Origin of the sequence: uncultured Megamonas sp., from assembly GCF_958438645.1 — a bacterium.
Taxonomy (GTDB): Bacteria; Bacillota; Negativicutes; order Selenomonadales; family Selenomonadaceae; genus Megamonas.
On sequence record NZ_CAUBSM010000004.1, the window covers coordinates 28,562 to 40,847 of the forward strand.

At 31.2% G+C, this 12,286-nt stretch carries 12 protein-coding genes; 6 read left to right on the forward strand and 6 right to left on the reverse strand.

Translation table 11 applies throughout. The features are described from left to right. Nucleotides 1-13: 13 nt before the first annotated feature. Nucleotides 14-847, forward strand: coding sequence for an MTAP family purine nucleoside phosphorylase (locus Q5I67_RS04640; protein ID WP_022228147.1), 834 nt, complete (start codon nucleotides 14-16; stop codon nucleotides 845-847). 68 nt (nucleotides 848-915) lie between these two features. On the opposite strand, the gene Q5I67_RS04645 is transcribed toward Q5I67_RS04640, so the two are convergent. After that, nucleotides 916-1,797 (reverse strand): zinc ribbon domain-containing protein, encoded by an 882-nt coding sequence (locus Q5I67_RS04645; RefSeq protein ID WP_302486510.1) that lies wholly within the window; start codon nucleotides 1,795-1,797, stop codon nucleotides 916-918. 250 nt (nucleotides 1,798-2,047) lie between these two features. Here Q5I67_RS04645 and rsmB point away from each other — a divergent pair, with 250 nt between their 5' ends. Genes rsmB through Q5I67_RS04660 form a run of 3 tightly spaced genes read left to right on the forward strand, consistent with a single transcriptional unit; the run spans nucleotide 2,048 to nucleotide 5,246 of the window. Next, nucleotides 2,048-3,376: a 16S rRNA (cytosine(967)-C(5))-methyltransferase RsmB gene (gene rsmB, locus Q5I67_RS04650; protein ID WP_302486511.1), complete on the forward strand. Its 1,329-nt coding sequence runs from the start codon at nucleotides 2,048-2,050 to the stop codon at nucleotides 3,374-3,376. A 45-nt stretch (nucleotides 3,377-3,421) separates the two neighbouring features. Further along, nucleotides 3,422-4,459: a 23S rRNA (adenine(2503)-C(2))-methyltransferase RlmN gene (gene rlmN, locus Q5I67_RS04655; protein WP_302486512.1), complete on the forward strand. Its 1,038-nt coding sequence runs from the start codon at nucleotides 3,422-3,424 to the stop codon at nucleotides 4,457-4,459. Nucleotides 4,460-4,481: 22 nt separating this feature from the next. Then, nucleotides 4,482-5,246 carry an FhaA domain-containing protein gene (locus Q5I67_RS04660; protein WP_296897526.1) on the forward strand — a complete coding sequence of 255 codons (765 nt, stop codon included), beginning with the start codon at nucleotides 4,482-4,484 and terminating at the stop codon, nucleotides 5,244-5,246. Between the two features lie 101 nt (nucleotides 5,247-5,347). Here Q5I67_RS04660 and eno read toward each other — a convergent pair whose 3' ends face one another. The 5 genes from eno to Q5I67_RS04685 all read right to left on the reverse strand — a co-directional run bounded on the left by eno (nucleotide 5,348) and on the right by Q5I67_RS04685 (nucleotide 9,564). Further along, entirely contained in the window at nucleotides 5,348-6,646 is a 1,299-nt protein-coding gene (eno, locus tag Q5I67_RS04665; protein ID WP_302486513.1) for a phosphopyruvate hydratase, read from the reverse strand. A 169-nt stretch (nucleotides 6,647-6,815) separates the two neighbouring features. After that, nucleotides 6,816-7,373, reverse strand: coding sequence for an elongation factor P (gene efp / locus Q5I67_RS04670; RefSeq protein WP_015562232.1), 558 nt, complete (start codon nucleotides 7,371-7,373; stop codon nucleotides 6,816-6,818). A 74-nt stretch (nucleotides 7,374-7,447) separates the two neighbouring features. Continuing rightward, nucleotides 7,448-8,527 (reverse strand): Xaa-Pro peptidase family protein, encoded by a 1,080-nt coding sequence (locus Q5I67_RS04675; RefSeq protein WP_302486514.1) that lies wholly within the window; start codon nucleotides 8,525-8,527, stop codon nucleotides 7,448-7,450. Nucleotides 8,528-8,530: 3 nt separating this feature from the next. Beyond that, complete coding sequence (aroQ, locus tag Q5I67_RS04680; RefSeq protein WP_115151440.1) at nucleotides 8,531-8,980, reverse strand: type II 3-dehydroquinate dehydratase; 450 nt, start codon at nucleotides 8,978-8,980, stop codon at nucleotides 8,531-8,533. Nucleotides 8,981-9,285: 305 nt separating this feature from the next. Continuing rightward, nucleotides 9,286-9,564, reverse strand: a complete 279-nt coding sequence (locus tag Q5I67_RS04685; protein ID WP_117585524.1) for an acylphosphatase — start codon at nucleotides 9,562-9,564, stop codon at nucleotides 9,286-9,288. Nucleotides 9,565-9,870: 306 nt separating this feature from the next. Here Q5I67_RS04685 and Q5I67_RS04690 point away from each other — a divergent pair, with 306 nt between their 5' ends. Together Q5I67_RS04690 and zwf are read left to right on the forward strand one after the other, a co-directional pair. Then, on the forward strand, nucleotides 9,871-10,824 hold the full coding sequence (locus Q5I67_RS04690) for a beta-propeller fold lactonase family protein (protein ID WP_302486515.1): 954 nt from the start codon (nucleotides 9,871-9,873) through the stop codon (nucleotides 10,822-10,824). 48 nt (nucleotides 10,825-10,872) lie between these two features. Then, nucleotides 10,873-12,264, forward strand: coding sequence for a glucose-6-phosphate dehydrogenase (gene zwf / locus Q5I67_RS04695; RefSeq protein ID WP_302486516.1), 1,392 nt, complete (start codon nucleotides 10,873-10,875; stop codon nucleotides 12,262-12,264). Nucleotides 12,265-12,286: the final 22 nt, after the last annotated feature.

Below are 12,286 nucleotides of genomic sequence, written 5' to 3' on the forward strand. Positions count from 1 at the left end.
AAGGAGATTTTCTATGAATACACAAAACATTCCTCAAGCCGATTTTGCCATTATCGGTGGTTCTGGCACATTATCCAGCAATTTTCCATTAGGTGCTAAATGTGATGATGTAAAAATAATTCAAGACCGCATGGTTTTTGATACACCTTATGGCAAAACTACTGAACTTCGCTTATTTGAAGTAGCAGGTACACGCGTTTTAACCTGCAAAATGCATGGTTGGAGAAGTGGAGTCAATCGTGCTGATGCTTCCCGCCAATTATTCTGGACTTTCCGCGAAGCCGGTGTAAAACGCATTTTCTCTGAAGGTGGCGTAGGTACTATTAATAAATTATTAGACACTAGAGATTTTCTCATTCCTGATGATTATCTTGATATGTCTGTTCGCAAAGATGTCGGACTTGAAGGTAAATATTTACTTGTTATGCGTGATGCACTTTGCCCTCAAATGCGTGAAGAATTAATCAAAAATACACGTAAACATTTCAGCGGTAGAATTTTTACACGTGGCACTTATGCTAATACAGACGGTCGCCATTTTGAAAGCCCTGCAGAAATCGCTATGTTAAATGGTCATGCAGATATCGTAGGTCAATCCATCTGCCCTGAAGTATATCTCGCTCGTGAAATCGGAGCTTGTTATGCTGGTTTGTACTATGTAGTAAATTATGGCGAAGGTATCAAACCATGGTCTCATCAAGTATTAGAAGATATCTTCTATGATGATGCACCTATGATCAGCAAAATTCTTTTAGACACAATCCGTTCTTTAGCTCAACAAGATAGAAATTGCGAATGCTTATCTTTACGTAAAGAAACTTTATTAAAAGGCATTTATGACGATTAAGATATAAAAATAAGACGTATACATTTATTTGTATACGTCTTTTCTATTGATTTTACTATTTACTTTTATCAATACATTCTAAAAGTCTGCTTATTATTATCCCAATCTACTTTTACATAACAATCATCGACTTTTTTACCTTCCGCCATAGATTTTCCTTCAGGAACTTCTAAATGAAAACAATTGATGATGAGTTTTCCATTTACAATTTTATTATTCATATTATAATACTTATCTGGATTTATACCAAAACTCTTTAGATTATCCATGGAAATAAATACAGTCCATTCGCCATCTTTTTTGCCTACTAGCCAATAGCCTTCTAATTTTGCATGAGCTCCTGCTGTACATTTTACTTCATAGAAAAGTTTATCGGAATTTGCCAATTTTATCTCTTTTATACTTAAATCTGGTACATCTCTATTTGTATAAAAGTTCATTAAAACTTGATTTTTATCATCTAGCATAACTGAGCAATTATTACCTACATTTTTAAAAGATATCTTACTATTAGGGAAATATGCTACTTCCTTATCGCCTAATATAAATTTATCGTTTTGAGTATATTCTAAATTAACAATATCCTCTACTGGTTGTTTAACATCTTCTTTAACTGCATTATTTTTATCTTCACTTACAGTATTTTCTTCATTTTTCGTTGCCGTCACATTTTGCTCAACTTGTTTCGTGTCTTTATGAGCAAAATAACTATACGCACCAAAAGAAACCAATCCTAATAATAAAATTACAGCGATAAAAATACCTATATATTTATATTTCGTATAACTTTTTTGGGCATCTACATTTTGACTGACATTATCGCTTATTGTTTTTTCGCTTTGCTTCATTTGCTCATTATTATTTTGCTTAATTTGATTTCCACATTTAGAACAAAACTTTTCATTATCATTTATCTGATTACCACAATTAGGACAAAAAATAATAATCATCTCCCTTTGTTACACTTACTAAAATAAAGTATAACAAAATAGATGAAAATGAACAGGAACATATAGGAAAGTTGCTTTTCTAATAATAAAAATCATCTTATTTTTACTTTATTTTTTACTAACTTGCATAGCTTCTATCTATATTATATAATAAATTTGTAACCAAGATTATATATTAATATAAATACGTATTCTCAAGGGGCGCTTTTCTTAGCGTCTTTTTTAGTTTACTAAATGCAAAGGAGATTTTATGAACGCTCGTGAAGTTGCTTTAAATATTTTAAATGAAGTATATACTCAACAAGCTTATGCTAATATATCCCTATCACGCCATTTGCAAAAAAATCAATTATCTGATCAAGACCGCCGTTTCATCACTGAATTGGTTTATGGTACAGTAAAAGCAGGTGATACTCTACTTTGGATTTTAAAAAAATTTGTAAATAGACCTTTAAATAAAATTGAACCAACAATTATTAATATATTGCGATTAGGTATTTATCAAATTGTATTCATGGACAAAATTCCTGAATCAGCAGCTTGCAATGAAGCTGTAAATCTTGCTAAAAAATATTCCAATCAAGGTTCTGCAAAATTTGTAAATGGCGTTTTGCGTAACTTAATCCGCCAACCAGAAAAATACGCTATGCCTACAGGCAATAAAGCTAGTGAATTAGCTATTAGAGAACAACACCCTCTTTGGCTAGTAAAAAAATTCATTCATACTTTTGGCAGTGAAGCTGCTATCAAGCTTTGTCAATTCAATAATACTAATGCTCCACTTGTATTGCGTACCAATACTTTGAAAACAACGCGACAAGAATTAATCACAGAGCTTATAAATGCAGGTTGCGAAGTTATTCCTTCGAAATTAGCACCAGAAGGAATTATTTGCAAAACGCATACTTCATTAAATCAACTAACACCATTACAAAATGGTTTTGCCCAAGTGCAAGATGAAAGTTCTATGCTTGTAGCTCATGTAGTTGATCCTAAACCTAATGAATTCATCATTGATACATGTAGTGCCCCTGGTGGTAAAACTACACATATGGCTACTTTGATGCAAAATAAAGGAAAAATCATAGCTTGTGATATCTACGAACATAAATTAAAACTAATTCAAGATAATGCTAATAGATTAGGTATCAACATCATTGAGCCTAAATTATTAGATGCCCGTGAAATCGGCAATCAATATGAAAATCAAGCAGATAAAGTATTAGTTGATGCACCATGTTCTGGAATGGGCGTACTTCGCCGTAAACCTGACTCTCGTTGGAACAAAACAGCAGAAATCTTTGAAGAATTACCACCTCTTCAATTAGCTATCTTAGAATCAGCTTCTCTGGCTGTAAAACCTCAAGGTGTATTAGTCTATAGTACTTGTACAATCATGCCACAAGAAAATATAGAAATCATCAATCAATTTTTAGCTAAACATCCAGAATTCGTTTTAGAAGATATCCGCAAATATTTACCATTTAAAACTAAAAGCAAAGAGAAAACATTACAATTAATGCCATATAAAGATAATACAGATGGCTTCTTTATCGCTCGTATGTACAAAAAAGTATAAAAATCTTAAACTATTATTTATATTTATTTTAGAAGGGAATTTATAATGACCAATATTTTTGGCTTAAATTTAACTGAACTTACTTCACTAATTACAGATTTAAACCTACCAAAATTTAGAGCAAAACAAATTATTGAGTGGCTCTATCAAAAACACGCTACATCATTTGATGAAATGACCAATCTTTCTAAAGATTTACGTGAAAAATTAGCACAAGAATTTACTATTGAACGTGCTAAATCTTGTGATAGACTAGACTCTAGTGATGGCAAAACAACTAAATTTTTATTAGAATTTGGCGATGGTATCGGTGTAGAAACAGTTTTAATGCGTCAACCTTATGGTAATAGCATCTGTGTTTCCTCACAAGCAGGCTGTAATATGGGCTGTAGCTTCTGTGCTTCTACGCTTCACGGCATGGCTAGAAACTTATCCACAGGTGAAATCTTAGCTCAAGCAATGTTTATACAAGAATTATTAAATCAAACAGGCGAGCAAATCAATAATATAGTAATCATGGGTTCAGGTGAGCCTATGCTCAACTATGATAATGTATTAAACTTCATTCGTTTAGTACATGAGCCTTATTGCTTAAATTTAGGTTATCGCAATATCACAATTTCCACATCTGGTATCGTGCCTGGAATAAATAAATTAGCTCAAGAAAATCTACCTATCACCTTATCTATTTCCTTACATGCACCGAATAATGAATTGCGTACAGAACTAATGCCTATAAATAAACGCTATCCTATCGAAGAAGTAATTAAAGCTGCTGTAAATTATGCTAATACTACTAAAAGACGCATAACTTATGAATATATCTTAATTGATAAATACAATGATAACATGACTGAAGCAGTAGAATTATGTAAACTCTTAAAAAATCAATTAGCTAATGTGAACTTAATCCCTATCAATCCAGTCAAAGAGCGTAATTACAATCGTCCTTCTTTAGCTAGAATAAAAGCTTTCGCTAAGTATTTAAATGACCATCATCTCACAGCTACCATTCGTCAAGAAATGGGAACAGATATTCAAGCTGCTTGTGGTCAATTGCGTAATAAACATTTAACAAAATAAAAACTCTAGGAGTTGAATTTTTATGTTTTTTTCACGTATGGAAAATTTTCTTGAAAAAAATATCGAAGGTTTTTTTAATCGTAAATTCTCAAGTAATCTACAAATGGCAGAAATAGAAAAAATCATTGATCGCATTTTAATCCGCCAGAAAAAACGCGTAAATCGTGCTATCTTTGTTCCTGATGAATTTACTATCACTATGAGTAATGAAGATTTTAACCAATTAAATAACATAGAAACACAAAACCACTTAAAATTATTTCTCTATAAATCTGTCATTCAAAAAGATTATTTTATGGAAACATTGCCTACCATTCATATCTTAAAATCTCCTGAATTCAAACTAGGTGTCTGTGATATAACAGCGAAATTTAGTAGCGATAAATCTTCATCAACTACTGATAATAGTACAGATGACTTAGAACAAGGTACTATTATCGTACCTAATATTGATATCAAAGAATTCACCAATCCTTCACACAAACAACAAGCTTTAAATTTTGCTTCCTTAACTATTATTGAAGGGCCAGATAAAGACTCTTATTTAGCATTTGGCTCTAATCAAATTCATATTGGTAGACGTGACAAAAATGAATTTTTGTTGACAGATGTAAATGTATCTAGACTTCATGCTTATATAACTTTTGAACATGGTCGACATATACTACGAGATGCTAATAGTTTAAATGGCACATTAGTCAATGATAAACCAATTTCCAATTTCTGTCTTTGTCCTGGTGATACTATTCATATAGGCAATACACGTATCGTTTACGATATTATTTAAAAAAATACAGTTGCAATAAAATAAAAAAGTGAAGTAGTCTTTTTATTTGACTACTTCACTTTTATTTTGCCTATTAATTATTAATCTATTATCTAATAATCTTAATGCTTCTGATTAAAAGCATCAATTCCTGGATAAATAGCGGACTGTTTCAAATCTTCTTCAATTCTCAACAATTGATTGTATTTAGCTACACGTTCACTTCGGCTTGGTGCACCAGTTTTTATTTGGCAAGTATTTAAAGCCACCGCTAAATCAGCTATAGTAGTATCTTCTGTTTCTCCAGAACGATGAGAAGTAACAGCAGTATAACCAGCTTTATGAGCCATTTTAATAGCTTCTAAAGTTTCAGAAATAGAGCCAATCTGATTTAACTTGATCAAAATAGAATTTCCTGCACCTTCTTTTATGCCACGAGATAATCTTTCAGTATTAGTTACAAATAAGTCATCACCTACAAGCTGAACTTTATCACCGATAGCATCAGTTAATTTCTTCCAACCTTCCCAATCTTCCTCATCAAGACCATCTTCCAAAGAAACAATTGGATATTTTTCCACTAACATTTTCCAATGAGCAATTAATTCATCAGTAGTAAACTTTTTGCCAGATTTAGGCAAGACATACTCTCCTATTTTATTGCCTTTCCATTCACTAGCAGCTGCATCAATAGCAATCATAAAATCTTTTCTTGGTTCATATCCTGCCATTTTTACAGCTTCTAAAATAACTTCTATAGTTTCTTCATCGCTGGCAAGATTTGGAGCAAAACCACCTTCATCACCAACAGAAGTTGCTAATCCTCTATCTTTTAATATCTTTTGTAAAGCGTGGAAAACTTCACTGCACCAGCGAAGTGCTTCTTTAAAACTAGACGCTCCCACTGGCATAATCATAAATTCCTGAATATCCACTGTATTAGTAGCATGAGCACCACCGTTTAAAATATTCATCATAGGTACAGGTAATCTATTGCCGTTAATACCACCAAAATAGCGATAAAGTGGAATGCCTAAAGATTTACTAGCAGCTTGAGCACTAGCTATTGATACTGCTAAAATAGCATTTGCTCCTAAATTTGATTTATCTTTTGTACCGTCTGCTTTTATCATAGCATTATCTACAGCATAGATATCAGAAGCATCCATTCCTACCAAAACATCATTGATTACTGTATTTATATTTTTTACAGCGTTTAAAACACCTTTTCCATTATAACGTGATTTATCTCCATCACGAAGCTCTAATGCCTCAAATACACCTGTAGATGCACCACTAGGAGCACAACCTCTGCCGATTGTACCATCAGCTAATAAAACTTCTGCTTCTACTGTTGGATTACCTCTAGAATCCATAATTTCTCTACCCACAACTTTTTTTATTATTAATTTATTAAACATAAACGAAATCTCCTTTTGTATTATCATCATTTTACTTAAATGATATTAATTATCATTTCGCTTATAATATATCATAGTTGATAAATATTATCAATACTTTTTTGTAAAATAAAAAGAGGATAGATAACAATTTTATCTATCCTCTAAAAAATACCTAATAATTTAATTATTATGCACGTTCGATATAGTTACCAGTACGAGTATCAATTCTTAATACGTCGCCTTCGTTAACGAAGAGTGGTACACGAACTTCATAACCAGTTTCAACTTTTGCCATTTTAGTAGCACCAGTTGCAGTATCACCTTTAACGCTTGGTTCACATTCAACAACTTCAAGATTTACAGAGTTTGGTAAAGTAATACCAATGATATTGCCTTTGAAAGACTGTAAGCTAATATCCATGTTTTCTTTTAAGAAGTTTAATGCACTACCTAATTGATCTTTTGTAAGTTCAATCTGATCATAAGTTTCATTATCCATGAAAGTGTACATACCATCTGCTTCATATAAATACTGCATAGCTCTAGTTTCTACATGAGCTGCTGGTAATTTTTCATTAGGGTTAAAAGTACGTTCTACAACTGCACCAGTCTGTACGTTTTTAATTTTTGTACGAACGAAAGCTGCACCTTTACCTGGTTTTACATGTTGGAAATCAACAATCTGCCATACACCGTTATCAATTTCAAGTGTAAGACCTGTACGGAAATCACTGCTGGAAATCATTAAAACATTCCTCCAAAATATATTATCTAATTTTATTTATATAATGTGAAATACCCGACTCTCAATTATTGCGGTCACATTATTTCAACAAGCCGTTTATCACTTTGTGTAAGTGCTTGGCATCCATTTGCAGTAACTAAAACAGTGTCTTCAATACGAACACCGCCAAAGTCAGGCACATAAATCCCCGGCTCATTAGTAACTATCATATTTTCTTTAAGCTTATCTGTTGGACTAAGTGGTGATAAACGAGGTAACTCATGAATTTCAAGACCAACACCATGCCCTAAGCCATGCCCAAAGAAATCACCATAACCTGCATTTTTTATATATTCTCTTACAGGAAAATCAACTTCTCTGCCACTTTTATTAGGTGCAATTTCTTTTAGCCCTAATAATTGTGCTTGCAAAACAATATCATAAATCTCTTTTTGTCTATCACTTGCTTTTCCTACACAAAAAGTACGCGTAATATCTGAATGATATCCCTTGTAAACAGCACCAAAGTCTATTGTAACAAATTCACCATTATTTATCAACTTATCTGTAGCAACTCCATGAGGTAATGCCCCTCTAACACCAGAAGCTACTATAGTAGTAAATGCAGGTCGTTCACTACCCAATTTGCGCATAAAATATTCTAATTCAGTCGCTACTTCTTGTTCGCTCATACCTGCTTTTACAAATTTTAATATATGTGAATATGCTTTATCACTGATATTAATAGCTTTTTTTATTAATTCTATCTCATTTTCATCCTTTATAATGCGAAGTTTAGTTAAATCTAAAGATGTAGAGAAATCAACTTCAATATCATCTAAATTTTTAGCTAAATAATTATATTGATTAAAAATCAAAGCATTACCTTCAAATGCTAAACTATTAATATTTAATTTCTTTATAAGTTCTACAGTTTTGCTAAGTAAACCAGTTTTTTGTTCAATAATAGTAAATGAAGTCTGTTCACTAGCTTGTTGTGTATAACGTGAATCAGTAATCAAAAAACAATCATTTAAAGTGATTACTAAAAATGTATCATCACCTGTAAAACCACTAAAATAATGTAAATTTTCTTCTTTACTTATAAGCATTGCATCACAATAATTTGCCTGCAATACATTTCTAAGATTTTCTATACGATTATTTTGACACATAATTTAATCCTCTTTTTGTAGTCTACTAATAGCAATAAATAACGCAGATTTATAACTTTCCAAACCAAAACCGCAAATCTGACCTTCAACTACAGGTGCAATTACAGAATGATGTCTAAATTCTTCTCTTTTGTGGATATTAGATAGATGTACTTCTATTACAGGTATATCAATAGCAGCTAAAGCATCACGTATAGCAATACTATAATGTGTAAATGCACCAGCATTTAAAATAATATAGCCATATTGACCACGAGCATTATGTAAAGTATCAATAATAGCTCCTTCATGATTACTTTGAAAAAAATCTATTTCGACATTATGTTCCTTAGCCTGTTTTGCTAAATCTTCATTAATATCTTGCATAGTCATACTACCATAAATTTCTGGTTCACGAGTGCCAAGTAAATTTAAATTTGGTCCATGTATAACTAATACTTTATTTATTTTCATAAAAATCACTATCCTTAAGCAAGTTCTAACATCTATATTTTACATATCAATTATAACGAAAATCCTATTAATACGTCAATACTGACAACGATTTCTCATAATTTATTATAAATTTTATGCATCATTTTAGTTTTCAAAGCTCATTTTTATCTATCAATATATTATCAAATTCACTAAAATTTTTATGTATAAATCTTATTCTTGGAAAATAAAAAAATGTCGATAATCTCCATCCCAAAGTTTATCGACATTGCTCTCTCATAATTCCTTATATAACGCATCTTTAATTTTCATATCATTTATCATTAGTATTTAATGATAAATGATGCTTCTTCAACACAGTCAATTTCTGTGCAATCAATATTATCAACTTTAATAATAAAGTTACCTTTTTTTATAGTAGCAAATAACTGATCTAATTTATCTGGATTGCCTTGTGCTTCCATTTCTACAGTTCCATCTGCCATATTTTTTACCCAGCCAGTAATACCAAGTTTGCTTGCATTGTCCACAACAAAAAAACGAAGACCTACACCTTGTACATTGCCTGTGATTACTGCTTTGTAACGTTTAATTTGTTCCATAAAAAAACACTCCTTATTTTTTTATATCAATAAATATATACTTAAAATATATATCACTGATTTAAATTTAGTATAGTTTATTTTTTTTTAAAATACAAGTACATCTATTATTAATTTTTCTTATATATTTTTTTGATTTAATAAAATTTAACATATCGTTTATATAAAAAATTTTTATACCAAAGATATGACTCTTACTTGTTTATTTATAATTTATACTATATAATCAGTATATTAATGGCTTGTGCCAATTAAATACAATTTATTTTAAGTATTTAAATATAAAATTAAGGAAGTGTTTATTTTATGCTAACTGGTTATATTGGTACTTACAATACTACATCTACTAAAGGAATTTATCAATTTTCCTTTGAAGAAACTACTGGAAAAATCTCTAATATAGAATCTTTTCTTAGTATCGACGATGCAAAATGCGTTGACAAATATGAAGATAAACTAATAATTACTACTAGTAAAAATAACAAAAGTGGCATTGCTTTAATCGATATTTCTACTAAAACTTTATTAGATGAAATTCTTCTAGAAAACAATTCTCCATGTTTTGTAAAACATCATGATAATTTTATTTACACAGCTAACTATCATGATGGTGTCGTTATGATTTATCAAATAATTAATGATAAATTAAAATTAATAAAACAAATCTCCATTCAAAACAAAGCAGGTTGTCATCAAGTAATATTATATAAAAATTATCTAATGGTACCTTGCTTATTGCTTGATGAAATTCGTATCTTTGATATGAACAATGATTATACTCTAGTAAAAACTTTAACATTCCCTGCAAAAACAGGCCCACGTCATGGAATATTCAATCATGATTATTCTCATTTTTATTTAGTAAGTGAATTAAGCAGTGAATTTTTTGATTTTAGCGTAGATAATCTAGAATTTACTTTGAATACAAAATTAAATCTACTACCTAAAGATAAACTTGATAACACTTCTAGTGCTGCTATCCGTATGACAAAAGATAATCGTTTCATATATATCTCCACTCGTGGAGCAGATTTACTCACTGTTATTAGCCTTGAAAACGAACCTGAAATCATTCAACAAATAAACAGTGGTGGTATGCACCCTAGAGATTTTATCTTAAGTGAAGATGAACAATATCTTTTAGTCGTAAATAAAGATACTGATGATATGAGTAGCTTCCAATTAGATAAAACAAATGGAAAAATTGTTAAATTAATCAATACAGATAAAGTACCTCATGCTATAGGTATAATTTTATAATATATATTTATTTTTATTTATGAATTATTTATGAAAGAGAGAGTTAACATGTCTTTAAATAAAGCTTTTACAATTTTTGGTGGTACTGGTGATTTGACTTTTAGAAAACTTATGCCTGCACAGTACAATATGACTGCGGCAAATGCCGAAGAAGCTCAATCCAGAATTATCATCATTGGTAGACGCGATTATACTACAGAACAGTATTGCGAATTAGTTCGTGATTGGGTAAAAAAATTCGCTCGTTTACCATATGAAGAAAAAACTTTTGAAGTTTTTGCTAAACGTATCTCTTATTTTAAAATGGATATCTCCGATTTAAACGAATATACTCGTTTATCCGAATATTATACTGCTGAAAATATTGATGACCATGTATTTTATCTTGCAGTAGCTCCAAAATTTTTCGGTGTAATTGCAAGTGGATTAAAAGCAGTAAAAGAAGCTTCTTTAGGTAAGGTTATTTTAGAAAAACCATTTGGTGAAAATTTAGAATCTGCTAAAGAACTTAACAAACAATTAGAAAGCTTCTTCCCTGCAGAAAATATCTATCGCATTGACCATTATCTCGGTAAAGAAATGGTACGTAATATCCAGACAATTCGTTTTACCAACCCTATCTTTGCTAATCTTTGGAACTCACAGTATATTGAATCTGTACAGATTTCCGCTTTTGAAGATTTAGGTATCGGCACACGTGGTGGTTACTATGACACTAGCGGAGCTTTAAAAGATATGGTTCAAAACCATTTATTCCAGATTTTATCCATAGTTGCCATGGAATGGCCAGAACAATTCTCCACTACAGCTATGCATGACGCTCAACTACGTGTACTGCGTGCACTTCGTCCTGTAGAAGATATTCGTGATACTTTAGTTTTAGGTCAATATAAAGGTTATCGCCAAGAAAAATCCATTCCTACAGACTCTACAACAGAAACATATGCTGCACTTCGCTTGTTTATCGACAATGAACGTTGGTGGAATACTCCATTTTATATTCGTACAGGCAAAAAACTTCGCTATCGTGAAATGCAAATAGCAATCGTTTTCCGTCAAACATTTATTTCTGCTCCACGCAATATCTTAATCATAAAGATTCAGCCAAATGAAGGTGTACATCTTCAATTTAATGTAAAAACTCCAGGAGATACTGAAGAAATCACACAAGCAAAAATGGACTTTAGCCAAAGCAGTTCCATTTCTAGTAGAATAAACACTCCTGAAGCATATGAACGTTTAATCACAGCTTGTATCAAAGGTGAACGCTCATGGTTCTCTCAATGGGATCAAATCGAAACAAGTTGGGATTATATTGAACACTTAAAAGATTTATATCGTTGGGATAAACTTCCAGTATTCACATATGAACAAGGCTCCGATGGCCCTGCAGAAGCCGATAATTTATTAAAACGCTTCGGTGATGAATGGGTATTCTAATTTAAAAACTCATAAAAATAGT

Excerpts from the sequence above, each read along its gene's own strand:
- Q5I67_RS04640 (WP_022228147.1), top strand. The coding sequence starts at position 14 with ATGAATACACAAAACATTCCTCAAGCCGATTTTGCCATTATCGGTGGT.
- Q5I67_RS04645 (WP_302486510.1), bottom strand. The coding sequence starts at position 1,797 with ATGATTATTATTTTTTGTCCTAATTGTGGTAATCAGATAAATGATAAT.
- rsmB (WP_302486511.1), top strand. The coding sequence starts at position 2,048 with ATGAACGCTCGTGAAGTTGCTTTAAATATTTTAAATGAAGTATATACT.
- rlmN (WP_302486512.1), top strand. The coding sequence starts at position 3,422 with ATGACCAATATTTTTGGCTTAAATTTAACTGAACTTACTTCACTAATT.
- Q5I67_RS04660 (WP_296897526.1), top strand. The coding sequence starts at position 4,482 with ATGTTTTTTTCACGTATGGAAAATTTTCTTGAAAAAAATATCGAAGGT.
- eno (WP_302486513.1), bottom strand. The coding sequence starts at position 6,646 with ATGTTTAATAAATTAATAATAAAAAAAGTTGTGGGTAGAGAAATTATG.
- efp (WP_015562232.1), bottom strand. The coding sequence starts at position 7,373 with ATGATTTCCAGCAGTGATTTCCGTACAGGTCTTACACTTGAAATTGAT.
- Q5I67_RS04675 (WP_302486514.1), bottom strand. The coding sequence starts at position 8,527 with ATGTGTCAAAATAATCGTATAGAAAATCTTAGAAATGTATTGCAGGCA.
- aroQ (WP_115151440.1), bottom strand. The coding sequence starts at position 8,980 with ATGAAAATAAATAAAGTATTAGTTATACATGGACCAAATTTAAATTTA.
- Q5I67_RS04685 (WP_117585524.1), bottom strand. The coding sequence starts at position 9,564 with ATGGAACAAATTAAACGTTACAAAGCAGTAATCACAGGCAATGTACAA.
- Q5I67_RS04690 (WP_302486515.1), top strand. The coding sequence starts at position 9,871 with ATGCTAACTGGTTATATTGGTACTTACAATACTACATCTACTAAAGGA.
- zwf (WP_302486516.1), top strand. The coding sequence starts at position 10,873 with ATGTCTTTAAATAAAGCTTTTACAATTTTTGGTGGTACTGGTGATTTG.